A 26993-nucleotide genomic window follows, 5' to 3' on the forward strand; every position below is an offset into this window, starting at 1 on the left:
CTCGAGCACGGCGGCACGCGGTCTCACCTGCCGCTGACAGCGAACCGTCGAGCACTCTGCAAGGCGCGGTCAGCACACTTCCGTTCATGACCCACTGCGATTCGACACACCGTTCGCGGGCACGACACACCACCACTCACCCAGTCCGCGATGCAGGAGGGTATTGCAACCGAAGGCGCGTCATACGGCGGGAGTTCTAGTGATTCGGACCGATCTACTCATCAGCTCACCTCTGTTCCTCATGGGTTTGCGACAGACACTGACCGCCGCCGGGATCCAGGTCGTCGCCGTGCGCACCTCGCCCGACGAAGACCCGTCCTGGTTGGCCGACGCCGCGCTGATCGACGCCGCGGCCATCCCGCACGCGCAGGACCTGGCGACCATCACCGAGGCCGCGAAGTCCACCGCGGTACTGGTGCTCAACAACGAAGCCGCGAACGACGACGAGGTGTATCTGGAGGCCGGAGCGGCGGGCGTGATCAGCAAGTCCGCGCCGGGCGAGAGCATCGTCCGGGCGGTGCGGATCGTCACCGCCGGAACGCCGGTCCGCACCGCCGCCGCGCCGCCGCTCGTTCGGCAACGCACCAGGACCACCGGCCGCCGACTGTCCGGACGGGAAGAACAGGTGCTCCGGCAGATCGCACACGGCCTGACCCATGGGCAGGTCGCGGCTCGGCTCGGCATCAGTCCACACACCGTCGATACTTACGTGCGACGCATCCGCTCCAAGCTCGGCGTGGGGAACAAGGCCGAACTCACCCGCGCGGCCTTGCTCGGCCAACTCGTTTCGCAGACCGAAGACGACGACATGGACGCTCCACCGGGTCTCGACGCGCAGACAGCCGGACCCCTCGAATCGCCCGCGCTGGCGGCCATCTGGCCGACCGACCCCTTGGCCGATTAGGTGGCGGGCAATGAAAGCAGAGCAGTCATGACAGAGAAGGTAGTTGTCGTCGATCACGTGCCGACGTTTCGGGCGGGCCTGGCCGCCGTCCTCGAGCAAGGCGGCTTCGAGGTGGCCGGGCCGGAGTCCGCGATCTCCTGGATTCGCCGCAACCAGCTCGACGCCGCGGTGGTGACCGTACACACCGCGGACATGCTCCCCCTGCGCGAGCTGATCGCCACGTTTCCAGAGCTGGTGGTGGTGACCGTACTGCTGTCACCCGGGATCGCGGACTTTCGCTACGCCCTGCGCGCCGGCGCTCATGCTGCGGTGCAATGGGATTCGCATCCCGACGACATCGTGCGGGTGGTCCGCTCGGCCATCGCCGGGCAGACCGTGCTGCCGACCCGGATCGTGCAGTCGCTGGCGAACTCGTCCCTGGAAGGACCCGATCACGACACCTTCCGCTCGGACGAGATCCGGTGGCTGCGCGCCCTCGCGCAGGGCACGTCGGTGGTGCGCCTCGCGCGCAACGAGGGCTACTCACAGCGGGAGATCTTCCGCCGCCTCTCCGACATCTACCGGCGCATGGGGGTGCGGAATCGGCATGAGGCGATCGCCCTGGCCGGTCAGTGGGGAATGCTGGTGCCGGGCGCCGAGCCGGACCGCAACGGTCACCCGGTGCCCGCCACCGGGAGCTAGGCGTCCGAGCTCAGCGCAGCGACCGAAACCGCGGAACGCACCGCCGCACAAGCGATCTCGGCCGCCTCCTGGGCACCGGGCAGAAAGTCCATCATCGCGAGGAAGCTGTGGAAGAGGCCATCGGCACGATAGGTCCGGGTCGGCACACCGGCCTCGGACAGCCGCAGGCCGTACGCCTCCCCCTCATCTCGAAGCGGATCGTATTCCGCCGTGATCACCAATGCGGGCGGCAGCTTGGCCAGGTCCGGCGCCCGCAGCGGCGAAACATGTGGCAGCGCCGCCTCGCTCGGCTCGTTCAGATACTGCTGCTCGAACCACCGCAGATGGTTGGCGGTCAGGTAGTAGCCCTCGGCGTTGTCCCGGCGCGACGGCAACTCGGACAGGAAATCCAGCCATGGATAGAGCAGCAGTTGGAACGCGATCGGCGGCCCGTCGTTGTCCCGCGCACGCAGGCAGGTCACCGTCGCCAGGTTGCCGCCCGCGCTGTCACCGGCCACGACGAGCCGTTCCGGGTCGCCGCCGAGCTCGGCCGCGTTGGCGTGGGCCCAGGCGACCGCGCGGTAAGCGTCCTCGACCGCGGCGGGGTACTTGTGTTCGGGCGCAAGGCGATAGTCGACCGCGATCACGATCGCCGAAACACCGGCGGCCAGCATCCGACAGATGGCGTCATGACTGTCCAGACCGCACAGGACGAAACCGCCGCCGTGAAAGTAGACGATCACCGGATGCGGCGCGGAACCCGATGCGGGCCAGTAGATCCGCACCGGAATCCCCGGCGCGCCGGGGATCACCCGGTCCTGCACCCGCGACAGTTCCGGCCCCGGCGGCTGCTTGGTCCGGCTCAGCGCCCGTCGGGCCGCCACGGCGTCGGTGACACCGACGCCGAGATCGGGATACGCCGCCATCATCAATTGCAATACCGCTTCCGTCTGCGGATGGAGCACCACGGTCATTACCTCCGGTCACATCGATAGTGGCTCATGGAATTCAACTCAATGGAAGTCGATGATTCCGCATTTCATGGCGGTGACGACCGCGGTGGTGCGGTTCGGCGAACCGAGTTTCAGCAATACGCTGCCGACCAGACGTTTCACGCCGTGTTCGGAAATCTTCAGCCACCGCGCGATCTGCTTATTGCTCATTCCCTGGGCGAGCAGGGAGAGCGTTTCGTTTTCCCTGGCGGTCAGCGACACCGGACGCAAGTTCTCCCCCGACACCGCCCGCCCGAGCAGTTGCCGCGCGAGAATCGCGGGCATCGGGATTTCCCCGGCCGCCATTCGGCGCAACGCGTCGTGCAGCGACCGCGGCGACAACTCCTGCCGCAACAGGTACCCGTCCACCGGCAGGTTCGCCAGCGGGCCGGGATTCGCGGCCTGCGACTCGTCGATGAGCATGAGCACCTTGGGACGAGAATTGTTGCGCCCCAACGTGCGCAGCCGAAGGGCGTCGGCGCCGGTCACGATCAGGACGTCGACCGCGCCGGGGCGCAGGTACCGCTCCACCTCCGTCCAGTCCTGGCACTGATGCACGGCGCCGACCGTGGGCAGGCGGCGCAGTATGACGCCCAGTTCCCGGCGCAGTACCTCATTCCCGAGGAGGATGGCGTTGATCAATGGGCGGGCCATTTCGGCTCTGGCATAGTCGACAGAAACTTCGGTCACCGTAGTCCCCTATCAGCAATTCTCGATCACCTGCGGCACGAGCGACCAGCTCTGCTCGAAGAATAACTTCCCGGCAAGCAATGGCCGCTGAAAATTAATTTATCAGCTCGCCGTGATGCCTGGCTCTGCATATGGCGTAGCCGACCGAGACCGCATGACGGCACAATGCCGCCGCAATACCTGGCACGACCGTGCCTAATCAGCCGGTGATATCGGTGATTCAAGCATCCGGGCGCCATTGATGGGAAATCGTGCGGTAGGGCAAACCGCCCGTCGCGGCGACCGCAGCCACGTAGCCCTCGCCCACCGCGACGTCACGGACCAGCCAGGAACCGGGAATCACGCCCGCGGGATCGCGCACCGACAAGACAGCGCCGCTGCCCGCCACCGGCAGCTTCAACCCCTGACCCAGGCGAACACCAGCCGCCTTGACGCACGCCTCTTTACGAGTCCACAGGCGCGCAAAGCAGCCTCGGTCGCCGTCCCGTTCCGCGTTCCGTACCAGCTCGCGTTCGTCCGGTGGGAAGTACCTGGCGGCAAACCGCACGGCCTGGAAGTCGTCCCGCCGCCGTTCCACATCCACCCCGACCTCGCGGCCGCCGGTTACGGCAAGCAACGCACGGTTCCCCGAATGCGAAAGGCTGAAGCACAATCCGCCCGCGATCATCGGCTTGCCCCATCGCCCGACGCGCCACCGCAACTGCTGCGGCGGCACGCCGAGATACCCGCCGAGGATGACCCGGGCCGCACCCCGTGCCGCGGTGAATCGCCGCTGCTGGGCCACCTCGTGCAGGCCCGCTCTGCGCGCACGTTCCTCGTCGGCCAGTGCGGCGGACAGCATCTCGACCGCGCGCCCCGGCATATCCAACGCAATGGTCCAGATATGGATCTCGTCCGGCGACAGTGCGCTCATCGAAAGCGCCGAGAAGACTCAGGCCTCGCCCGGAGGCACGTCCACCGCACACAGCGACACGTAACGCAATGTCGGGTCATAGTCGACAAGCACCACGCGCTGCCCCGTCGACGTCCACCGCGTCAGGCCTTCGGCGAAGGCCGACCACACCCCCGTACACGGAAGATCTTCGGCTGCTCGCTGGATCGGATAGTCCACGGCGGGTTCACCATTGACGCCGACCCCGGCAATCGTCGTTATCGGCAGGTCAGCCGCAGCCAGATCCCGCAACCCCGCGGTCACCGCCTGGCCCACCTCGCCCGCCGCCACATCGGCGAAGTGCCGCACCGACACCGGGCCGAGCCCGCCATCGGCGGCCAACACCACCGCGACCGCGGAGTCCCGGCCAGGCATCCGAGTTCCCGCCGGTAGCTCGGTTTTGGCCCCGTTCCACAGGAAGCTCTGCTCCACGATCAGCACCAGCGCCCGGCTGAACCCGCCGGATCGGGCGTAGTCACCGGCCAGCCGGATCGCGGTGAACGGCGCCGCGGTGCCCTGTTCGGACACCGCGAAAGCCAGTGCCCGGCCGGTCAGCGCGTGCGACAGATAGCAGGCGGGCCGCCCCGGTCTGGCATCGGGTGTGGTGTGCGCGACCACCACCAGGTCGAACGGCTCGTCCGAAGCCGTTGTCGCGGGCAGGATTTCGGCGGCCATCTCGGTGAAGGAGTTCGGTGCCGCACGGGCGAAGTAGTCCTCGTAATAGGGCTGCTTGAACTGATCGGCCAGGTCCGCGAAGTAGCTGAGCAGCACGGGGGTGTAGGGCTTGCCCTCGCCGAACACGCGGTGTTCGATGCCTGCTAGCCGCAAAGGCATTGCGGCGCTGCGGTTTCCGGTTCGCCGAGAGAGGGAGGTCGCGGGGTACATTGCCGTTACCCCAGCTGCTCGAGGACGTACGCGATAAGCGACGCCACTGTCTCGAAATGCTCCGGTTCCAGTGTGTCTTCGTCGAACTCGACGCCGATCCCGTCCTCGATCAAGATCAGCAACTCGAGGGCACTGGTCGAATCGAGCTCGAGATCTTCGAACAGCCGGGTACTGCGCTCGAGCGAATCGGGGCTGCGCCGAACCATTTTCGCGAGAATGGCGACAACCTGGTCGGCGACCTCGGCCCGACTCTCGTTCGGGGCACCTGCGGTGACAGCCTGCTGGTCCATCGTTTCAGTTCCTTCGGTCGTCCGGATCGGTGGGCTGGCTTGGCACGGTGAGCGCCGAGAAGTCGTGCAGATGCTGCGGACGAAGCAGGTCATCGACCGTGTCTCGATCGCGGATGAGGTAGGACCGGCCGCGCTGGACCAGCACCTCCGCGGGCGCACCGTGGCTGAGGAACAACACCGGCGAGGCGGTCGGGCCGTAGGCGCCGGACCGGAGCACACCCAGCAGGTCACCGGGCTGCACCGGGGGCAGCGCGATGTCCTTCGCGAGGGTGTCGTTGGGAGTACACAAGGGCCCCGCCACATTCCAGCTCTCGGTCGGCGTCTCCCCCACCCGATTGAGCACCCGCATCGGGAAGTTCCGCTTCGCGAACGAGCCGATGCCGACCGCGGCCATATGGTGGTGGGTGCCGCCGTCGGTGATCGCGAAGCGTTGTCCCATCGAGGTTTTCACGTAGCGCACGCGCACCACATAGGTGCCCGCGAGGGCGGTGAGGTACCGGCCGAGTTCCATCACGAGCCGGGTTTCCGGTCTTCGGGCAGCGTATTCGGCGATGATCGGGTTGAGCTTGTCGGCCAGCACCGCGGGATCGATGTCCCGCTCGCCATCGAAGTACGCCACTCCGAGACCGCCGCCGATATCCACCATCTCCAGCGGGAAGTTCAGTCGCGCGGCGACCCGCTCGGCCAATTCGATGATGCGACTGGTGTTCTCGGCAACGACGTCCTCGCTGAGAATCCGCGTACCCATATAGACGTGCACGCCCATCAACTGAACTCCGGGGAATCGCGTAGCCAGATCGTCGAGTTCGTCGAGCTGCGCCTCGTCGATGCCGAACTGTCTCGGCTTGCCGCCCATGGTGAGTCGCGAACCCTTGACGGTGAACGCGGGATTGATCCGCAGCGCGACCCGGGCGACCTTGCCGCGCAGGCGAGCGAGCTGATCGATCGACGCCAACTCACCCAGCGATTCACAGATGATGGCGAAGACATCCTCGTCCAAACAGGCGGCGAGCTCGCCGGGACTCTTCCCCGGACCGGGAAAGACGATGTCCGCCGGGCGAACTCCGGCCCGCCGCGCGGTCACCAGCTCGGCCAGCGACGACACCTCCGCGCACGCGCCCTGCGCACGCAGCAGCGCGCAGATCGACACGTTGGGATTGGCTTTGAGGGAGAAGAAGAACTCCAGCTTCGGGTGCAGCCGTCGGCGCAACCCCTGATACTGGTCGACCAGCACATCACCGTCGTAGACGAAAAGCGGTGTGCCGTAATCCCGCGCTAGTTCCGTGACAGGTATGCCCTGTACCTCGAACTCAGTCATCGCCACTGCCTCCATGCACGACCGCGAGGCGAGCCGTGATCTCGTTGTCCATGGCCGCCAGCTGTTCGGCCGACCTGGCGACCACCAGTCCGTACAACCGACCGTCGAAAGGCCGTTCCGGCGCCGTGCCGGGCACCGGGGCGGCCGCGTTCACGGTGGCGAAGTTGTTGACCAGCAACCCGATTCCGGTGCTCCGGTCGAACAACACACCATCCAACTGCCGCCGCAGTGCGTCGAAGGACAGTTCGCGCGTCAACCGCAGGCCGTAGTGCCTGGCGAGCGCCACCTTCCCGGTCCCGGCAAAGGCCTGCTGGACCAGGACTTGATAGGTGGACATGTTGTTGCGCGCGTTGATCTCGATCACCGGGAACAGCCCGCCCTCGGGATCGACCAGGGCGTCGACCCCGGCCACGCCGAAGTAGCCGTCGGCGGCCAGCCGGGCACCGATGCGCCGTGCGGCCTCGGCCAGTTCGTCCACCTGCGCCGTGGTGAGCTGGGCCGGAAACCGATGTCCCTTGTGCACGCCCGCTTCGGTCAATGCGTCCTTGACGAAGTCGAAGCAGACCGCGCCGTCGCGGCCGATGGTGAACTGGTAGTTGAGATCTCCGCGTTTGCCGACCCACTCCTCGACCACCAGACCGGCCCGTTGCTGGCCGGAGCGTTCCGCGTGCCGGGTGACCATCCGATGCAGCCGATCTAGGCGATGTTCGGTGTCGACGACCGCGATTCCCTTGCCGGACACGCCGAATGCGTCCTTGATCACCACCCGGCGACCCGCGGCAAGCAGCTCTCGCGCACCCGCGACGGCCTCTTCCAGCTCCGCCAACGTGTCGCACGCCCAGCCCCGCGGCTGCCGCAGGCCGAGCTCGTCGGCCAGCCGCCGACTGTAGATCTTGCTGTTGACCGCCTTGCAGATCGCGGCGCCGGGTGCGGCCAGCGCCAGCCCCGATCGCTCGGCGAGTTGTTCCTCCAGCGTCGAAACCCCGTGCGGCGCAAGCCAGCAGCCCTCACTCGCCAGCCGCGCGAGACCGGCGATCATCGCGGGATCGGCCAGTGCGTCCTCGGTGACCATGCGCTGTGGATCCTGGCTACGCATGCTGAGTATCCGCGGCAGTTCCAGCCCGAGGTCGGCGAGATAGCGCAGATAACCCTCGTCCGGAGCGTCCTTGAGCACGACGTAGTCGCTCTTGGTCGCCAGCAGCAGCGCGAACTCGTCCATCCGATTGACGACGGCTCGGCCCGCCTTGAAGGCGATACCGGGCAAGGCGGGTTCGCCGATCGCCCACTGCCCCTCGACCTCGAAGTTGCCCAGAAACACCAGGCTCGCCTCCGGCGTGCCGACCACGGCCGATTTCAATCTGGCGTTGAAGTCATCGGTCACCATCGACATGGCAACTCCTCCTGGATGTTTCATCAGTGCTGGAAAACCATCGCGGAGAAGGTCGCGCCGAGCCCGACCGACACCATCATGTAGTAGTCGCCCCGGCGGAGTCGGCCGTCTTCCCGCACCGTCCGGTAGTTGATGAAGGAATCGGCGCAGTAGCAATGCCCCATGATCGAGAGGTTGTCGAGAAAGATCCGCTCGATCGGCATACCGATCTTCTTCGACAACCGTTTCCACGAGTTGTGATTGACGTGGTGCGGCAAGATCAGCACGATCTCGGACAAGGTGAGATTCGCCTGGGCCAAGGCGGCAAGGATCACCTCGGCGAGGGCCTCGGGGTACATCCGGTCGAATTCCCTGGCCAACTCGTTCGGCAGCCACGGCGCGGCATTGAACTGTCCGTGCACGCGACTCGCGAAGGCCAGCAACCGATCCCGCTCGCCGCCCTGGCGCACCAGGACCGCGGCCATTCCCTCGCCCATCACGGCCGTGTCGACGATGTAGCGCTGCGCGTAGGCGGTATACGCCTTCTCTCCGGTGAAGATCAATGCCATGGCATCTGGATCGTCGTCTCCGGCAAGGAGTTTGCCGCACACGTCGACGGCGAGCAGCCCGGTCGCACACGCGTGCTGGGTCAGGCAGAACGCCATGGCGTGGTCGAGGCCGAGTGCCCGGCGGACCTCGTGCACCGGATTCTCCGGATAGGGCGCGCACACGGGAATGGTCAGCGCCTGCACGACGTAACGCACGTGCTCTTCCCGGCCGCGCAGTGCCGTCAGCCCCGCCGCGGTCGCCAGCATTTGATCCACCAGCGGGGTCTCCGGGTCTCGCCGAATATGGGAGAAACCGTAGAAACGCTGGAACAGCCGGATTTGCGCGTCCGGCACGTCGAGATCCGACAGCGCCCTGTCGATGGGAATGCTTTTGGGCGGCAGATAGATGGACACGTCCTCCAGGCTGGTCATCGCGTGTCACCTTTCCTTCCCTTTTCCGAAAGGGATTCGTTCAATGAATATCGCCGAAGTCACTGGTGTTCGGTAAGTCTCGGACGGGCGCGCTATCGGCCTGCTCGAACGGTCATACCTGGACGGTCGACCGTGAGGACGACCTTGAACGCCGCTCGGCTGTCGAACAGCGCGTACCCCTGTTGGGCGTCGGACAGCGGCAGCCGATGCGAGATGATCCGCGCGGGATCGATGAGACCGTCTTGAATGAGCCGCAGCACGTGTTCGCGATGCCGAATCGGATCGCCGACGGTGAACCGCACGGTGAGTTCCCTGGTGAAGGCGAGCCCGCTGGGGAACGGCATGGCCGCGGCGCTGTGCGCCCCGACGGCCACCACCGTGGCCCGCGGCCCGGCGCTGTGCAGCGCGCAGGTCAGCGCCGCATCGTTGCCGACGGCCTCGATCACCGCGCGGGCGCCCCGCCCGTCCGAGATGGTGTTCAGGGTGGCGCCGAGCTCATCCGGGGCCACCGCGCGCAAGCCCAGCGAGACGGCCGTGGCCCGCCTGGCGGGGTCCGGGTCGGCAATGATCACCGCGCCCGCACCGAGCCCCGAGGCGCACATGGCCGCAAGCACACCCAGCGGACCGGCGCCGACCACCCCGACCACATCGCCCGGACTGATCTCGGCACCGGCTGCCGCGGCATACCCGGTGGTGAGCACGTCGCCGACGAACAGGACCTGCTCGTCGGTGAGATCGTCCGGCGAACGCGCCAGCACGACATCCGCGAACGGAACGCGGACATACTCCGCCTGACCACCCGCTATCGACGGGCCGACCACGGTGGAGTAGCCGAACAGGCTCGCTTGCGCGCAGTGGTAATGCCAGCCGCGGGCGCAGTTCGGGCATCGTCCGCAGGCAACGAGATCCGAGGCGAACACCCGATCCCCCACTGCGAACGGAACATCCGCGCCCGCCTCGACGACGACACCGGCGAATTCGTGACCGAGTACCGTGCCCGGCGCGAAATCCGGTATCTCGCCCCGATAGGGATGCAGGTCCGAGCCACAGATCGCCGTGCGGGTCACCCGGATCACGGCGTCGCGCGCATCGAGCACACACGGCATCGGCAGCTCTTCATCGACCTTCACCTGATAGGGGCCTTGGTAGACAACGCCTTTCATCGACGGTCCCCGCCTTTCCGCGGTTGCACGACTTTCCAGTCCTTGGCCGCCAATTCGAGCCGGATGGTCTGCTCGGTCTCGTCGGCGCGCCAGCGGATCCGCGTACTGCTCTGCGCCGCACCGTGATTGATGACGATCAAGCACCCGTCGTCGCCGGACAGCAGCTCCACGTCCGGATCGGCGCAGTCGGCCACCGGGGCGATCGCCGCGATCTCGGCGATCCGACGATAGAAACGCTCCCAGGGCCCGACGGTCAGGCGGCCCGGTCGATCGAGCTGACGCTCGAACGGCGCGTTGGTGAAGAGGAACTGACCATTGCCCACCTGATGGTGCAGCAGCGCCGGAGAGCCGTCGAGATAGCGACCGAGCACCTTCGCGGTGGTCGCGCGCAGCGTGGTGGTTCGCGTCTGCGTCACCGCCCAATCGATCGCCCATTCGTCCGCATCCCAGCGGAAAGCGGATGTCTGCTCGGTCGGCATCGCGTAGTCGGTGATCTCCGCGCCGACCAGGGCTTCGCCGGGGAACCCGTGCAGATGGTCACCCAGCGAGCAGTAGACGGTGCCGCCGCTGTCGACCACGCCGTGCAGGCGTCGCACATCCGTCAGCGTGAGGTGTCCGACGGAGGGACAGACGACGAGGTCGTAGCCAGCGAGATCTCCTGCGACGATGTCGAATTCGAGGTGCGCGCGTTTGAGCAGCAGGTAGGAGAAGAACGTCGCCACCGTCCCGACCCCGTTGTCCAGATAGGAGGCGCCCGCGGCGCGGACGCGCTCCGGCAGATATACCGCGATGGACGGCCGCCGACGTCGCAGCACGAGTTCCGTTGCTGCACCGGCGATTCTGCGGTAGTCCCGCATCACCGGCTTGGCCGTGCCGTCCAATCGATGCAGCCCGACGAACCGTTCCGCCGGACGATCCTGGTAAGGCTCGGCGTCCGAAGCGATGTCCTGCCAACACCATACGACGACCCCGGACGCCCCATTCGCGATGGCCGACACCGCCGAGGCCCGGAGATATGCCGCCGCGGTCAGGTCGTCGACCCCGTAACTGCCGAGCTCGTCCACCAGCGGGACGCCGTAGGCGGCCGCGAAGCGCACCAGGAACGGGGTCAGATTGGTCGCTTTGAACGACAGCGTCGACTCGATCGACCCCGCCGACCACACCGGAAACCCGTGGATACCGATCAGATCGAGCGCTGTGCTGTTGTCGGCACCGAAGGGCGACGGTCCGAGCACCCCAGAGACGTCGTTCGCCTGTAGGACAAGGACGTTCGGCACCTCCTCGCGCAACACCGCCGCCAGCCGCGCGTGCCAGGCGGTCACCTCGGCCGCGGTCAGCGATGCCGCTTCGACCGGGTCGACGCAGCCGATCTCGTCACCGAGATCGAAGGCGAGCACGTTGTCGCAATGCCGCAGCGCGCGGGCCACGGCCCTGGCGAAACCTGCTTCCAGGTCCAGCATCTCGCTGTCGCGCCACAGGCTCCGGCCCTGCCGCCACGGCAGATCCAGCCGCTGCCCGTTCATCCAGATGGTGAACAGCGAGACGACACAGGCCAGACCCGTCGCCGCCGCGGCGGCGACGACGGCTTGCAGCCGGTCGAGCATGTCCGGCTCGACGCACCCCGGTTCGGGCTCGAAGTCACGCCAGAACACGAAGAACCGCACCGTATTCAGACCGGACTCCGCGATTCGGGTGAAGTCTTTCGCTATCGCACCGAGATCCCAGTCGATCCAGATCCGGCACCCCGCCGCGGACGGGTGGTAATCGACTCCCAAAGCGAGGAAGGGCTGACCCGCCCGGAACAGCCGACCATCGCGGACCTCGAAACTCATGGCCTCGCCTGACCGATGATGGTGTCGGACAGCCGATCCACCACCAGTGCCACATCTTGCTCCGACATTCGGGCATGCAGCGGCAAGGTGAGCAGCCGCCCGGCGATGCTCTCGGTGATCGGCAACGGGCGACGGGCCGAGTCGACGTTGTGCCGATAGAAGCTGAACTGATGGGTCGGCGGATAGTGCATCGAGGTCTGAATGCCCGCGTCCCGCAGCGCCGTTCGCACCGCGTCTCGATCGACCCCGACCGGCAGCAGCACCGCCATGAGGTGCAGCGCCGAATCACCCTCGTGTTCCGCGAATGGAACGACCACGCCGGGAACGGCGGCGAGCCGCTCGCGATAACCGGCGGCCAGCACCCTTCGATACCGACGATCGTGTGCGAGCTTACGCAGCTGGATGCGCCCGATCGCCGAACTGATCTCGGTGGGCCGATAGTTCATGCCGACGGCGGGAACGTCGTAATCGGCCGCACCGGACTGCAACCGATCCCACGTGGACGCGGTGAGGCAGTGCGCGCGGGCGGCCCGGATGCGTTCCAGCACAGCCGGATCCCGCGCCACCACCATGCCGCCCTCCCCGGTGGTGAGATTCTTGGTCGCGAAGAAGCTGAAGCAGCCGATATCCCCCACCGTGCCGAGCATCTCGCCCGGCACACCCACCACCGGTGCGTGCGCGGCGTCTTCGATCAACGCGATGCCGTATTCGCGAGCGATGCCGGTGAGTTCAGCCAGATCGGCCGCATACCCGCCGTAGTGCATCGCGACGATCGCCCGCGTCCGGCCGGTGATCAACCCGCGCACGTCGGCCGGATCGATGGTCGGATCGGTAGCCGAGCGGACATCGGCGAAAACCGGAGTGCCGCCCTGCAAGACCACCATCGCGGCCGCGGACACGAAGCTGAGCGAGGGCACGATCACCTCGTCGCCGGGCCCGATGCCGAGGGCGAGCATCGCCAGATGCAAGGCCGCGGTCCCGCTGCTCACCGCCACCGCGTCCGAACACCCCAGCGCCTCGGCGAATTCGCGTTCGAACGCACGGGTCTGTTTTCCGGGCGACAGCCACCGCGACCGCAGGACCTCGGTAACCGCCTGAATCTCTTCGTGATCGATGGTGTTGTCCGCCAGAGTTACCTGCCACTCGGGCGCCACCGTCGTCTGCGACATCGAAATCGCCTCCGTTTCCAGGGTTTTCGTCGGATCGACATAGCCGGCTGCCACGCTCGCGGCCACCTTGTCCCAGGTGAACTCCTGCCGGACACGGGCCTGCCCGGCGCGCCCCATGGCACGCCGAATGTCGTTGTCGGACAACAGCCGCAGCAGCGCCTGCGCGATCTCCGCGGGACGCGGTGCGATGATCAAGCCGTCGACGCCGTGTTCGACGACGCTGTCGGCCCCCACGAAGTCGCCGGTCACCACGGGTTTTCCGCATGCCCACGCTTCGATGAAGACCAGTGGGAACACGTCCGCCCTGGTCGGTAGGCACAGCACGGCACCGGCCGCGATCGCATCATGCTTGGTCTGCTCGTCCACCACGCCGAGGTCGACGATCCGCGGATCGAGATGGGCCCGGAACACGGTCGCCGCGGTCTCGTCGTTCGGCCCGATGAAGAGGAACTCAGTCTCCGGCAACTCCCGCCACACCAGCGGCGCGGCCTGGAGCAGCTCGGCATACCCCTTCGAGGGGATGCGGCGACCGGCGAAAACGACAGTGGGCCCACGTAATCCGAACCGCCGACGAAATCCGACGGGATCCGGATTGCCGCGCAGATCGGCAGCGTGTGGGATCTGCCGCACCTGATCCGGAGTGGCACCCAACGGGTAAAGCACCTGCGCCTCGGCCGAGGTCAGCACATAGATGACTTGCGCCCGGCGGCACGCGGCGCGGCCGAGTGCCGTGTCGGGCCACAGTTCCGGCGCGGTCGCGGGCGTCAGGACGAACCGCGCGCCGGTGCGCCGCGCGACCCCGAGCGCCTTCTCCACGTACTCCGGCTTCGCCAGATCGTAGGCGTGCACGACATCCGGCCGCCACGATCCGAACTGACTGTCGCACTGAACGATCCGGGCAGCACCGGTGTCCAGGTCCGTCGGCGGCCGCGAGTCGGTCAGCACGGTGACGGCAAGTCCTCGCCGGGCGAGCTGCGCACTGGTCCGCCAGGCCATCCGCTCGGCGCCGGAATGCGCCGACGGATACCCACCGAAGGTGACAAGAACCTTCGTCATCGACCATCTCGATCTGTGTTCGTTCGCCGATGGCGCGCATACCAATCGAAGGTCGCGCGCAGCCCTGCATCCAGATCCACCTTCGGCTCATACCCGATGACCTGCCGCAACACCGACAGCTCCGGCAGGCGGCGATCGGGCGAGCCCGCGGGCGGATCGAACACCGCGAGCTCGGGGGCGGCCGAAGCCAACGCCAGGACCCGCCGGGCGAGCTCACGAATCTTGATCTCCTCCCGATCGTTTCCGATATTGGCAACGATCGGATCGTCGGTGTCGACCCGGGTGAGACCGATCGTGGCGTCCACCGCGTCGTCGATATAGCAGAACGCCCTGGTCTGCGCGTCGCCGTACACCGTGAACGGGTCGACACCGGTCAGCGCGCGCTCGATGAATTCCGGAATGACGTGCGAATAGCCCATCCGCGGGCCGTAGATGTTGTGGTACCGGCCGACCCGAATCCCGAACCGCGAACTGCGTTGCAGGAAAAGGGTTTCCGACACGATCTTGCTCAGCGCGTAGCTGGCGCGCGGCGCGCGCGGATCGGGCAGCACGAACGGCAGCTGCTCCGGCGACGGAAAGGGACTGAGCCCCAATCGCATAGCGCCGTCGGCGACCTCGCTGGTCGAACTGAGGAACAGCGCCGTGGGCGATCGCGTGTCGCACCAGTCGAGCAGATTGAGCGTGGCCAGCATGTTGGTGCGCAGCACGCGGCTCGGGTTCTCGTTCGCCTGCCGCACGCCGACCACGGCCGCCAGGTGATAGACGGTGTCGAAGGTGCCGCCCAGCAGGCCATCCGGGATAGGCGCGGTCAGGTCGTGCTCGACCATCTCGACATGCGTGCGCAGCTCGTCGAGATCGGCGTCGGCGCGGCCGCGCGAGAAGTCGTCGAGGAGCACGACTTCCGTGCCGTCGCCCAACAGTCGCCGGGCCAGGTGCAGTCCGACGAATCCCGCTCCGCCGGTGATCAATACGCGCTCAGCCACGGCCCAACCTCAGGTAGTCGAGGTCCGGCACGCCGGACAGTTCCCCGTCGAGCAGACCCCACATGTCGAAGACGATCGCGGGCTTGCGCATCCGCGAACCCACCAGCTCGGCGGTCAGCTCCGTATAGCCGGGATGGTCGACGAGCAGGATCAGCGCGTCGGCGTCGGTCAGCCCGTCCGCCAAGTTCATCGGCTGGTAGCCCAGACCGGCAATCCGGTCCGACGCGACCACGAAGTCGTGGCCGCCGAGGACACCGACCTGATCGCGTAGCGCCGCAGCGATCTCCACCGAGGCCGCGCCCCGCACGTCATCGGTGACCGGACGCCCCTTGTAGGCGATCCCGCACACCAGCACCTTGGCGTCGCTCGGCGCCCGCCCGGTCGCGGCCAACGCCTTCAGCACCAAATCGATGACGTGCTGCGGCACTCGCTCGTTGACCGACCGGGCCGCCGCCACCATCGACGGCCGGTAGCCCGCCGCTTCGGCGGCGTGCATGAGCAGATACGGATCCTTGATCAGGCAACTACCGCCGACGAAGCCGGGCCGGGACAGGTCCGGCCGTGGATACCGGAGGTTGGCGGAAGCGATGACCTCGTTCGCGTCGATGCCGAGCGCCGTGGACATCAGCGCGACCTCGTTGCCGAACCCGTAGATGAGATCTGTGTGCGCGTTGCACACCAGCTTCACCATTTCCGCGGTCTCCAGCGCGGAAACCAGCACCTGGTCGGCCGCAACGGGTTTGAGCAGCTGGGCGGCGCGTTCCCGGGAACGCTCGTCGACCGCGCCGATGATCTGCGGCAGCGACTCGATCTCGCGCACCGCCTGACCCTGGATGATCCGCTCCGGGCACATCGCGAGCATCGGCGCTTCGACGGCCGCGCGCAGCATCGGCAACACCGTGTTCCGACAGGTACCGACGGGCACAGTGCTGCGGACGACAACCAGCGTTTCCGCCGACATGTGTTCGGCCACATGCTCGGCCGCCGACCGCAGATGGCCCAGATCGGGCTCGCTGGTCGCCGGATCGACCGCCGTGCCGACGCAGATGATGGCCGCCTGCGGTGCCAGGTCGGGCAACCGGTCGGTCACCGTGAAGCGTTCGGCCGGAACGGAATTCAGCAACTCCGCGACGCCGGGCTCGACGAACCGGGGATTGCCCGCCGCGAGGGCGGCGCGCACCTGTGGGTCGAGGTCGACGCCGACCACCCGCTGGCCGGACCGCGCGAGCAACAGCGCCAGCGGTAGTCCGACGTAGCCGAGGCCGACGACGGCGACATAGTCGCCCATGGGCTTGGTCATGTCCTGCCTTCCCTTGGATTCGGTCCGCTCGCTCGCCGATACCTCGTCGATGAGCCGGTTCAGGTGCACCTTCCCGAGGGCGGTGCGCGGCAGTTCGGCCACCACGTGCACGCGATGGGGCACCTCGTACGCCATCAGCCGCGAGCGGCAGAACCCCAGCAGCTCCGGCACGCCGGTCGAGCCCGCGAGCACGACGGCCGCGTGGATTTCCTGTTCGCCACCGTCGGATTCGGCGCCGTAGACGAAGATCTCGACGACTCCGGCCTGTTCGCCGATCACCCGCTCGAGCCGGCGCGGGTTGACCTTCCGGCCGCCGACGTTGATGAAGGTGTTCTTGCGAGCCATGACGAACACGTGGCCCTGCTCGTCGACCCGCACCAGATCGCCGGTGTCGTAGACACCGTCACCGGTCGGCGCGGCATCCAGGTAACCGTCGAACATTGTGCTGGTCCGCACGAACAGCCGACCCGTTCCGTCCGCCGAATCATCCTGCGCGATATGCCATTCGACGCCCGGCGCGAATGTGCCCACCGACCCATCCGGCCACGGCTGCTGGCGATCGTGCGCACAGGCGACCAAACCCGTTTCGGTGCTGCCGTATATCTGGTGGACGCGAACACCCAGCCACTCCGAGGCTTTCGCCGCCACCGATAGCGACAGTGGACCGCCCGAGGACAGCGCGAGGCGCAGTCTGTTCTCGGGCCCCTCCGGTCTGCTCACCGCTGCGATGAGTTCGTAGCCGAGCGGCGTGCTCAGCAGCACGGTCGCCCCGTCGTGCACGCCTGCCAGCAGCACGCGCAGGTTGAATCGGGTCAGCGTCAGCAGTCGCGCGCCCGAGACCAGCGCGGCCGCCAGTCCACCGATGAGCCCGAACGAGTGCGCGAGCGGGACCGTCACGAACAGCGTGTCGGCCTCGGTCAACCCGTGCACGTCGCGATAGATGAGCCCGCCGCGCACAACGTTGTTCAGGCCATGGCGGACGATTCGCTGTTCGCCGGTGGAGCCCGAGGTGAGCTGGTGGATCATCGAGTCACGCTGCGGCGGAGCATCGAACAGCGGCCCAGCCATCAGCTCGTCGAAGCTCACGAAGGTGAACCGTGCCGAAGCGGTCGTCGCGAACTCCGCGGGCCCGACCACCGCCGACGGTGCGGCCTGGGCGATCGCCGACCGCTCGTCGGTCAGATACGAGCTGGCCGACTCGACCAGCAGCAGGTCGACCGAGGCGATGGCAAGCCCGAGAAGTACTGTGGCACAGGCGATGCTGTTGTCCACGACGAGCACCACCGGACCGTCCCCGGCCGGCAAGGCGCGGGCCCGCCCGGCCACCGCCGACGCGGCATCGTGCAGCTCCGCCCAGGTTACCGATTCCCAGCCCGCGGGCGCACCGGCGCTGATTGCTGTTGCGCCCGAATCCCTTTCGGCGTTATCTCGGAGATAGTCGAGTATCGAACGTTCCATATCAATACTTCCCGAATACGGTCGCCAGCGCTTGCGGCGTACTGTCGTCGAACATTGTCAAGACGAGTTCTTCGTGTAACTTCTCCGCGAGCGCGGAGTCGTCCGGGCCATAGGTGGTGACGAGCTCGGCAACCACCTGCATCGCCCGATGCGAGTCGCCGCCCAGGCCGAAGAAGTCATCGGTCGCGGCGAGCGGCGGACAGGCCAGCACGTGTCCCATCGACCTGCCGATGATCGCGACCAGACCATTCATATTCACCTCGTTGATCGGACTTTGCGCACCGGATCGCCTGCGTGCGCCTCCGTGCACCGGAAGGATGCCCAGCTGCGGACGGCCTGTTGCCCACGTCGGCAACAACATGACCTCGGCACTCGCCCCGTCGAGCGTCGTGGACCGTGCGCTTGTACTGGGCGAGAGATAGTGTCCCTGCTTCGCCATGAATTCCCGTTCGGCATTCTTATAGGTGGTCGGTGTGCCGATGTCGAACCATTCCTCACGAAAGCCGTAGGCATTGACGCGTTCCCCCTTGCGCAGCAGCGCCTCGATCACATCGGGCATATCCACCGTCTCGCCGTCCGGCACACAGTCTTTGACCGAAGGATCGATCACATACATCCCCGAGGACACGTCGATCGCCAGCGACGGCTTCTCCCACATCGCGTGCACCTGCCCATCGATGACCTGGAGCACTCCCAGATCGACCGGGACCTGCCTGCGCTGGAACGCCACGGTCAGCGCGCTCCCGCTGTGCTCGTGCACCCGATGCAGATGGGCGAAGTCGATCGCCGTCAGAATGTCGGCGTTCATCACGACCGCGGGCGAGTCCCACTCCGGCACCAGCAGCAGCGGAGCCGCGGTGCCGGACGGCGGTTGATCCGTGCAGTAATCGATGGTCAAACCCAGGTGCCCGCCGCCGCCGAACTCTTCGCGAATCATGTCGCCGCGGTGCGCGATGCACAAGGTGACCCGATCGAAATTGCAGGCGCGCAGCCGCCGGATCATCACCTCGAGAATGGAATACCGGCCGAGCCGCATCAGCGGCTTCGGCCGATTCTTGGTGTAGGGCAGCAGGCGCGCGCCCTTGCCGCCGGCCAAAATGATGGCATGCACAGTTTCTCCTGCCCGGTACCGCAGTGAACGATGCTCGTGATGGAACTTTGTGTGCTGAATCGAGTATCGGCACGGACGCATAATCGGGTAAGTCTCCGACGGGCGCGCGACCGAGCTGGAAATACGGCCATAGTCGAAATGCCCGGCACCGCTGCTGAACCCGGCCGTGACACGGTCGCGCCGAGCCGAGGGCGCGACCGTGACCGAAATCCGGCTCGATGCACGGCTCGGCACGCACGGCAGCGAGAGCGGATCCTTTGATAAACAAGAACGTCAGAGATCGGCCGGACCGGTGGAGCCGCAGATGCCAACGACACACATGACGATCGGCGGCCAGTCGGTCGCCGCGACAGACCATCTTCCCGTCGAAAACCCTGCCAATGCGGAGGTATTCGCGACAGCCCCCGAATGCACGGCCGCACAGCTCGACGCCGCGGTCACCGCGGCGAGGCGGGCTCTCCCCGCCTGGTCCGCGCTGTCGCACGACGCGCGCCGGGAGCACCTGGAGGCCTGCGCCAAGGCGCTCGGGGCGGCGGTACCCGAGATCGCCCAGCTGCTCACGAGGGAGCAAGGCAAGCCACTTGCCAAGGCGCAGGCCGAAGTTCGGCTCTCGGCGAACTGGTTCTCCGACACCGCCCGACTGGACCTCGCCGTCGAAGACCTGGGCGACGAGAACGCCGAAATCCGGCTGCACCGCAGACCACACGGCGTCGTCGCCGCCATCACGCCGTGGAACTTCCCCATCATTCTCGCGGTGTGCAAGATCGCGCCCGCCCTGCTGGCCGGTAACACGGTGGTGCTCAAACCCGCACCGGATACCCCACTTTCGAGTCTGCGCATGGGCGAGATCTTGCAGGAGGCACTGCCACCGGGCGCGCTGAACGTCGTCTCCGGCTCCGGCCAGGTAGGTCGGTGGCTGGTCGAACACGCTGGCGTGGACAAGGTTTCGTTCACCGGCTCGGTGGCCACCGGCACCGCCATCGCCGAGGCGGCCGCGCGCAAACTCCAGCAGCCGACCTTGGAGCTCGGCGGAAACGACGCCGCGATCATCCTGCCCAGCGCGCCGGTGGCCGAGATCGCGCATCGGCTCTTCTGGGCCGCTTTCGAGAACAGCGGTCAGTACTGCAGCGCCGTCAAGCGCGTCTACGCGCACCGGTCTGTGTGCGCGGAATTGGTTGCGGCACTTCGAGATGAGGCCGAGCGGGTGGTGGTCGGCGACGGCATGGACCCGGACACCGAGCTCGGCCCACTCGTCAGTGACCGCCACCTGACCCATGTCGCGGCGTTTGCCGAGGAGGCCGCGGCGGGTGGCGCCACCGTGGTCACGGGCGGACATCGCCTCGACCGACCGGGCTACTTCTACGCGCCGACCATCGTCACCGATGTCCCCCGCGGCAGTCGGCTAGAGGTACTGGAGCAGTTCGGTCCGGTACTGCCGGTCATCGCCTACGACGACCTGGATGACGCGGTGGCACGGGCGAATTCGACATCCTTCGGCCTGGGCGGCTCGGTCTGGGGCACGCAAAGCCAGGCCAGGCGGGTAGCCGCCGATCTCGAATGCGGGACGGTGTGGGTCAACACGCACGGCGAACTGCGCCACAACGTCCCCTTCGGCGGGATTCGCTCCTCGGGCATCGGCGTCGAGTACGGCTACTGGGGTCTGCTGGAGTACACGCGGGTGCGGGTCACCCACGTCCGCCTCAGCTGACCGCCGCCGCACCGTTGTGCCGGATCTGCGCCCGCCGGGCCGCGGATCCGGCCAGCGCCGCACGCAAGAACGGCGCCAACGCACTGTGCGGATCATCGGCGATGTCCTCCGGCGTGCCCTGCGCGACGAGCAGGCCGCCGTCGGCGCCACCGCCGGGACCGAGGTCGATGATCCAGTCCGCGGCCGCGATCACGTCCACATTGTGTTCGATGACCACCACGGTGTCGCCGCGGTCGACCAGTCGGTGCAGCAGGTCGATGAGCAGGCTCACGTCCGCGGCGTGCAGCCCGCTGGTCGGCTCGTCCACGATATAGAGCGTGCGCGTCGCGTCGGTGTCGTGCAGCAGCTCGCGAGACAGCTTGAGCCGCTGGGCTTCTCCCCCGCTCAACGTCGCGCAACTCTGCCCGAGTCGAAGGTGGCCGAGCCCGACCTCATCGAGCATGCGCAGCGCCCGCGCGATCTTGGGCTTGTCGCCGAAGAAGTCGACGGCCCGCGACACCTCGAGGTCGAGCACGTCGGCGATGGACAAGCCGTCCAGCTTGGCGGCGAGCACGTCGGTGTTGTAGCGGCGGCCCGCACACGCCGAACACGGCACCACCACATCCGACAGGAAGTGCAATGCCATCGACAGCTCGCCGGATCCCCGACAGGTCAGGCACTGGCCCGACTCCGCGTTGAACGAGAAGTGCGCGATGTTCCACCGCTGCTCTTTGGACAGCGGAAGCCGGGCGAAGAGCCTGCGGATCTCGTCGAAGACGCCGATATACGTCGCCGGTATCGATCGGCTGGAGCGTCCCATGGGATCCTGCGCGGCGCCGATCACCCGTCCGAAGACCTGGTGACCGCGCAGCGCGTCCAGCGCACCGAGGGAGCCCGATTCGCCCTTGATCGCGGCGGCCACCGCGGGTTCCAGAATGCCTTTCACCAGTGAGCTCTTGCCGCTGCCGCTCGGCCCGGTCACGCAGGTGAACACGTCGACGGGGATGGCCACGTCGATATCGCGCAAGTTGTGCAACCGGGCGCCGGTGAGGACGAGCTGCGCGGCCGGATCCGGCGCCCGCCGGTCGGTCCGCGCGCTGCCCGGCACGAACTCGCCACGCAGATACCTGGCCGTCGGCAAGTCCGACTGCGCCATCACCTCGTCCGGCGAACCGGCCGCTACCAGCTGACCGCCCGCGGTGCCTGCCCCGGGACCGATATCGATGAGGTGATCGGCACAGCGCATCACCTCGGCATCGTGCTCGACGACGATCACCGTGTTGCCCGCGTCGCGCAACCGGCGGAGGCTGTCGATCAGCTTGCGAGTGTCCCTGGGGTGCAGGCCGACCGACGGTTCGTCCAACACATACACGACACCGACCAGCCCGCAGCCGAGTTGCCGGGCGATGCGCAACCGCTGGCCCTCACCGGCGGACAACGCGGGCATCTGCCGGTCCAGCGCGAGGTACTCGAGCCCGACCTCGCAGATGTGAAAGAGCCTGCGGCGCAGTTCCCGGATGATCTCGTCGACCGCCTCCGCCACGAGCTCGGAGACTTCCTGTTTCTGCACCGTGTCCAACCAGTGCGGCAGCTCCGCGATCGGCAGCGCCTGCACCTCGGTGATATCGAGTCCGGCGAGGCGAACCGCGCGCGCGGCGGCGTTCAGCCTGGTGCCGCCGCACTCGGTGCACGGCTCGGCGGTCATGAACCGGTGGTAGCGCTTCTTGCCGTCGCCGGACGCCGCCCGGGAGAGCCGGTCGAGCTCCGGCAGCAGTCCCGACTCGGTCCGTTCGGCCAGGAATGCCGTGATCTCGGTGGGCAACGGTCGTTCCGTCGCGCCGTGCATGATGACGTCGCGCACGGCTTTCGGTAGTTCGTTCCATGGCGTGTCGAGCGTGGCGCCGAAGAGCGCGACCAGGTCCGGAACATCACGCACCGGCCAATACGTCTTCTTGGGGTCGTTGCGCCGATCACCGTAGAACGCCAGCGCACCCGCCCGAATCGAGACGTGCGGATCGGCGACCATCGTGTCCGCGGACAGCGCGATGCGGGTGCCGAGGCCCTCACAGCCGCGACACATGCCGTCCGGCGTGTTCGGGCTGAAGTACCGCGGCGAGACCGCGGTCGCCGTGCGGCCACAGCGCGCGCAGATGTGGCCGGTCGCCAGATACAGCGGGCTCGCGCCCTGCGATTCGACCACGAGCACCGCGTCGGCACGGGTACGCAGCGCGGCGACACGATGGCGGATAGACGCTGCCGATTCCGTATCGACTACCTCGACCGCGTACGAATCATCCAGGGGCGCACTGCCATCGTCGACCGGCAGCAACCACCGCGGCACCAGTCCCGATCTGGTCGGCCCGCCACGCACCGCCGCCAGCGCCTGTTCGAGCAGCTCCTCGGTGCTGCGCGGCAGCACATCCGCGCCGCATCCGCCGCAGGTGTGGATGCCCGCCCGCGCGTAGAGTACCCGCACGAAGTCCCCGGCCTCGGTGATGCTGCCGACCGTCGAGCGTGGGTTGCGCCCGGCCAGGTGCTGCTTGACCGCGACGGTCGGACCGAGCCCGGTGATGCTGTCCACCTTGGGTTTCGGGATCCGATCGAAACCGCGCCGCGGGTAGGGCGACAGGCTCTCCTGATACTGGCGCTGGCCTTCGGCATAGACGGTGCCGAAGGCCAGCGACGACTTCCCGCTGCCGGACACTCCCGTGATCACCGTGATCGCGTTGCGCGGGATCTCGACGGTGACCGACCGCAGATTGTTCTCGCTGGCCCCTTGCACCCGGATGCACAGCGGATCCCGCACAACAGGATTCACGTCAGGTCTCCGCTGCCGACCCCGACCACCGCGCCGTCGTCGACGAGCTGATCCACGATGCCGCGGATCGTCGGCTGCATCAGGAACCGGCCGAGGGACAGCTCGGTCCCGAACTCGCGCAGCACCGCCGTCAGCATCGCGTTCGCCGCCAGCGAATCACCGCCGAGGGCGAAGAAGTTGTCGTCGGGACCGGCCAGTTCGTCTTGCAGGACCTCCGCCCAGATCTTCTGGAGGCGTTGCTCCGTCGGCGAAACCTCGATCGGGCCCGCCGTCTCGCTGTCCTGCGCCGCCAGTACGGTGAGCGCGGCGCGGTCGAGGGTGCCGCGCACGGTGAGTGGCAACGCGTCGATGACGATCACTCGCACGGGCACCAGGTAGGAGGGCACCCGGTACTGCAACTTCAGTCGCATACCGTCACCGGAGAGCAGCTGATCACGCTGTGGCACAACGGCAGCCAGCATCCGGTCACCCGAGGGCGACGACTCCATCCAGGCGACCGCCCCGGACACGCCCTCGATAGACCGCAACACCGTCTCGACATGACCGAGCTCGACCCGGCAGCCACGCACGGTGACCTGGCGCTCCGCGACCACCAATTGCCCTGCGGCGTCGAGCCATCCGCGATCCCCGGTGCGGAAGGCGACGACGCCGTGCACGGCCGGGGCGCCGGTCCGGAATCCGCCGGAGCGCACCACGTTCCCGTAGGTCAGGTAGCCGAGGCCGACCGGCGCACCCGCGACCACCAACTCACCGACCACCCCGGGCGGGGACAGTTCACCCTGCTCATCGACCACGAACACCTCCGTGTTGCCGATCGGCCTGCCGATCGGGACGTTCGTATGGGCCGGCTGCGTGGTGACCTCGGCGTAGGTGGCGAGCCCTGCTACCTCGGCACATCCGTACAGATTGACCAACCGGCATTCGGGCAGCGCCTGCTGAACCCCGGCAAGCAGGTCGGCGTCGAGTGTCTCGCCGCTGAAGGCGCACACCCGCAGCGTAGCCAGCGCCTCGGACATATCGGGGATCGACTGCAGCATCGTCCACATCAACGACGGCGTCACCAGCAATCTGGTACCCCCATACCGGCGTACCGAGTCGACCAGCATCCGAGTGTCCGCGGTATCGGGGAGCACCGCGACGGGAACCCCGGCTAGCAGCGGCACCAGCGTTTCGAACAGGGTGTCGACGGGTCCGAGACCGGCGCGCAGCACAGCCACTTCGCCTGTCTCGTAAGGGAAAGTCGCCCAGGCCCAAGCACAGCGGTTGAGCAGACTGCGATGGCTACCCGCGACCACTTCGGGCACACCGGTCGCGCCGAGTGTGGCGACGAGCCACGCCGGGTCGTCCGGCCTACGCGGGACCGACGCGCCGGTGTACGGCGCCGCCGCCGCGACGTCCTCGGCGGAAATCACCATTGGTCCTTCGCTGCCCGCGCTCTGACCACCCACCAATACTGTTGGGCGGCAGGCGCGTACCAGCCGGTCCTGCTGCTCTGCGGGACAGCTCGGGTCGACCGGCGCCAGGATCGCGCCGACCGACCAGGTCGCCAACGTGGCGGCCACGGACAGCGGCGAACGCGGAATATCCATCGCGACAACGTCTCCGGGACGAACCCCACGGTCGACGAGGCAGGAGATGACCTGATCACGCAGGTGCCCGAGCTCGCGATAGGTCACCTCGGTCGCCGATGCATACAGCGCGATGTCGTCCGGGTGGCCCGCGAAGACTGTCGCGAACAGGCCGTCTATACCCGACGGAACGGGATGAGCGGTGGCATTCACCTCATCGATCCGCACCACCTCCGCAGGCGTCGGGCGGAGCAGGTCGCGCACGGTGATCGCGCCGTCCGCCGGGAGCGCCCGCGCGAGCTGCTCGAAGGCGGACGCCAGCTCGGCCGCTTCTGCGGCGTCGAGCACCTCGGTCGCGTATTCCCAGCTCAGCAGCAGTTCACCGGAAACCTGTATCGCGTCGACCAGCAGATCGAACTTGGCGGTACCGGTGTGCATCCACACCGGCTCCGCGACACAATCGGCGAGCATCAGCGGCACGTCGTCGCTGTTCTGCACCACCAGGACCACATCGACCAGCGGGGTACGGGCCGGGTCCGGCGCCTGGCGAGTACGAACGGCCAGCTCCTCCAGCGAAACACCTTGGTGGGTCAGCACGTATCGCCACTCGTCGCGCAGCGAATCGATCAGCTCGGTCACCGCGGCGTCGGGTGACGTCGACGCGCGCACCGGCACGGTATTGGTGAAGTAGCCGACGGTCTCGTGGTCCTGCGGACGGCTCCGGCCCGCGACCACCGTGCCGATCAACGCATCCCACTGCCGCGTGCGCCGGGCCAGGCACACATGCAGCAGCGCGAGCAGCACCACGAACATCGAAGTCCGGGTCTGGGCGGCCAGACTGCTCAGCTTGTCCACCACGTCGCGCGGCAGCTCCGTGTACAGCACCTCCCCCGCCAACGATCGGGTCGGCGTCCGCTTACGCCCGTCGCCGAGATCGATCCGATCCGGCAGCGGCAGCAGCCGATCGGCCCAGGCCTGCGCTTCCGCCGCCAGCCCCGCGGGCCCGCGCTGCCAGCGCGCGAAGTCCCGATAGCCGGCCAATTCGCCGCGGCCAGGATCATCCCCGGCGTACAGGGCCGCCAGTTCACGGAAGATGATGTCCATCGACCAGCCATCGATCGCGATGTGATGGATGACCAGCTGCAGCAACCACTCTCGCTCACCCGTCCGATAGGTACGCACCCGGAACAGGCGGCCGCTGGTCAGATCGAACGGATCCTGGACGTCACGCTCGGCCACCGCCCAGGCCTCCAGCCACGGCACCGTCTCGCGATGATGCACGATGTCGACCGATGGCCAGCCGATGCTGTCCGGCTCCACCGCCGGTTGATCTGCCGAATACCGGGTCCGCAACGCCGGGTGCCGATCGACCAGAGCCGTGACGGCCCGGTCCAGAACCGCGAGGTCGAGCGTCCCGGTCACCCGGAAACCGCTGACAGAGTGGTACGTCGAACGGTCCCGCTGATACTGCTGGGCCATCCACAGCCGTTCCTCGCCGTAGGACAGCTCCCGCGACGGCGCGTCCTGCTGCTCCTCGGCGGCCTCCTGCTCGATCGAATTCAACAAGATCTGGGCGAGCGACTCACCGGTTACGCCGTCGAGCAGCGCTTCCAGCACCGTCCCGTCCACCGCGGCGGACGTTCTGAACTCGAACGCGATCCGCCCGGCCACCTTCAACGCGCGCAGCGAGTCACCGCCCAGATGGTGGAAACTCTCGGCCGGGTTCGCGCTGTCCACGCCGAGCACATCGGCCATGATGCGCTGCACGGCGTCCAGCGCCTCCGTTTGAGTTATCGCGAATTCAGTCATGCTCAGGACCCACCGTCATA

Annotated in this window: 19 protein-coding genes; 3 read left to right on the plus strand and 16 right to left on the minus strand. The window is 67.4% G+C overall.

Annotated elements, in window-relative coordinates:
* Positions 1–241: 241 nt before the first annotated feature.
* Both ACQPW1_RS28955 and ACQPW1_RS28960 read left to right on the plus strand, forming a co-directional pair.
* Positions 242–904: a LuxR C-terminal-related transcriptional regulator gene (locus ACQPW1_RS28955; protein WP_433654889.1), complete on the plus strand. Its 663-nt coding sequence runs from the start codon at positions 242–244 to the stop codon at positions 902–904.
* 27 nt (positions 905–931) lie between these two features.
* Positions 932–1585, plus strand: coding sequence for a hypothetical protein (locus ACQPW1_RS28960; protein WP_433654891.1), 654 nt, complete (start codon positions 932–934; stop codon positions 1583–1585).
* Here ACQPW1_RS28960 and ACQPW1_RS28965 read toward each other — a convergent pair.
* From ACQPW1_RS28965 to ACQPW1_RS29030, 14 genes are all read right to left on the minus strand, one after another.
* Positions 1582–2538 carry an alpha/beta hydrolase gene (locus ACQPW1_RS28965; RefSeq protein ID WP_433654893.1) on the minus strand — a complete coding sequence of 319 codons (957 nt, stop codon included), beginning with the start codon at positions 2536–2538 and terminating at the stop codon, positions 1582–1584. The genes ACQPW1_RS28960 and ACQPW1_RS28965 overlap by 4 nt on opposite strands.
* 39 nt (positions 2539–2577) lie before the next feature.
* Positions 2578–3246 carry a LuxR C-terminal-related transcriptional regulator gene (locus ACQPW1_RS28970; protein ID WP_433654895.1) on the minus strand — a complete coding sequence of 223 codons (669 nt, stop codon included), beginning with the start codon at positions 3244–3246 and terminating at the stop codon, positions 2578–2580.
* 220 nt (positions 3247–3466) lie between these two features.
* Entirely contained in the window at positions 3467–4159 is a 693-nt protein-coding gene (locus ACQPW1_RS28975) for a 4'-phosphopantetheinyl transferase family protein (protein ID WP_433654897.1), read from the minus strand.
* A gap of 18 nt (positions 4160–4177) precedes the next feature.
* A complete protein-coding gene (locus ACQPW1_RS28980; protein WP_433654899.1) occupies positions 4178–5011 on the minus strand; it encodes a hypothetical protein in 834 nt (277 codons plus the stop codon).
* A 56-nt stretch (positions 5012–5067) separates the two neighbouring features.
* Complete coding sequence (locus ACQPW1_RS28985; protein ID WP_433654901.1) at positions 5068–5352, minus strand: acyl carrier protein; 285 nt, start codon at positions 5350–5352, stop codon at positions 5068–5070.
* Positions 5353–5356: 4 nt separating this feature from the next.
* Complete coding sequence (gene lysA, locus ACQPW1_RS28990; protein ID WP_433654903.1) at positions 5357–6670, minus strand: diaminopimelate decarboxylase; 1314 nt, start codon at positions 6668–6670, stop codon at positions 5357–5359.
* Positions 6663–8060, minus strand: coding sequence for an ATP-grasp domain-containing protein (locus ACQPW1_RS28995; RefSeq protein ID WP_433654905.1), 1398 nt, complete (start codon positions 8058–8060; stop codon positions 6663–6665). The genes lysA and ACQPW1_RS28995 overlap by 8 nt, the downstream gene beginning before the upstream one ends.
* Positions 8061–8083: 23 nt before the next feature.
* Entirely contained in the window at positions 8084–9019 is a 936-nt protein-coding gene (locus ACQPW1_RS29000) for a 3-oxoacyl-[acyl-carrier-protein] synthase III C-terminal domain-containing protein (RefSeq protein WP_433654907.1), read from the minus strand.
* 92 nt (positions 9020–9111) lie between these two features.
* Positions 9112–10182, minus strand: coding sequence for an alcohol dehydrogenase catalytic domain-containing protein (locus ACQPW1_RS29005; protein WP_433654909.1), 1071 nt, complete (start codon positions 10180–10182; stop codon positions 9112–9114).
* Positions 10179–12014 (minus strand): beta-galactosidase trimerization domain-containing protein, encoded by a 1836-nt coding sequence (locus ACQPW1_RS29010; protein ID WP_433654911.1) that lies wholly within the window; start codon positions 12012–12014, stop codon positions 10179–10181. Before ACQPW1_RS29010 ends, ACQPW1_RS29005 begins: the two co-directional genes overlap by 4 nt.
* The gene (locus ACQPW1_RS29015; protein WP_433654913.1) at positions 12011–14239 is read right to left on the minus strand and encodes an aminotransferase class I/II-fold pyridoxal phosphate-dependent enzyme; all 2229 of its coding nucleotides are present in this window, start codon (positions 14237–14239) and stop codon (positions 12011–12013) included. The genes ACQPW1_RS29010 and ACQPW1_RS29015 overlap by 4 nt, the downstream gene beginning before the upstream one ends.
* Positions 14236–15222: an NAD-dependent epimerase/dehydratase family protein gene (locus tag ACQPW1_RS29020; RefSeq protein WP_433654915.1), complete on the minus strand. Its 987-nt coding sequence runs from the start codon at positions 15220–15222 to the stop codon at positions 14236–14238. Before ACQPW1_RS29020 ends, ACQPW1_RS29015 begins: the two co-directional genes overlap by 4 nt.
* Positions 15215–17980, minus strand: coding sequence for a nucleotide sugar dehydrogenase (locus ACQPW1_RS29025; protein WP_433654917.1), 2766 nt, complete (start codon positions 17978–17980; stop codon positions 15215–15217). The genes ACQPW1_RS29020 and ACQPW1_RS29025 overlap by 8 nt, the downstream gene beginning before the upstream one ends.
* A gap of 1 nt (position 17981) precedes the next feature.
* A complete protein-coding gene (locus ACQPW1_RS29030) occupies positions 17982–19091 on the minus strand; it encodes a sugar phosphate nucleotidyltransferase (protein WP_433654919.1) in 1110 nt (369 codons plus the stop codon).
* Positions 19092–19395: 304 nt separating this feature from the next.
* Here ACQPW1_RS29030 and ACQPW1_RS29035 point away from each other — a divergent pair, with 304 nt between their 5' ends.
* Positions 19396–20799, plus strand: coding sequence for an aldehyde dehydrogenase family protein (locus ACQPW1_RS29035; RefSeq protein WP_433654921.1), 1404 nt, complete (start codon positions 19396–19398; stop codon positions 20797–20799).
* Here ACQPW1_RS29035 and uvrA read toward each other — a convergent pair.
* A complete protein-coding gene (gene uvrA, locus ACQPW1_RS29040; RefSeq protein WP_433654923.1) occupies positions 20792–23596 on the minus strand; it encodes an excinuclease ABC subunit UvrA in 2805 nt (934 codons plus the stop codon). The genes ACQPW1_RS29035 and uvrA overlap by 8 nt on opposite strands.
* Entirely contained in the window at positions 23593–26973 is a 3381-nt protein-coding gene (locus ACQPW1_RS29045) for a condensation domain-containing protein (protein WP_433654925.1), read from the minus strand. The genes uvrA and ACQPW1_RS29045 overlap by 4 nt, the downstream gene beginning before the upstream one ends.
* Positions 26974–26993 lie beyond the last annotated feature (20 nt).

Source organism: Nocardia sp. CA-128927 (assembly GCF_050955855.1).
In the GTDB taxonomy this organism is placed as follows: Bacteria; Actinomycetota; Actinomycetes; order Mycobacteriales; family Mycobacteriaceae; genus Nocardia.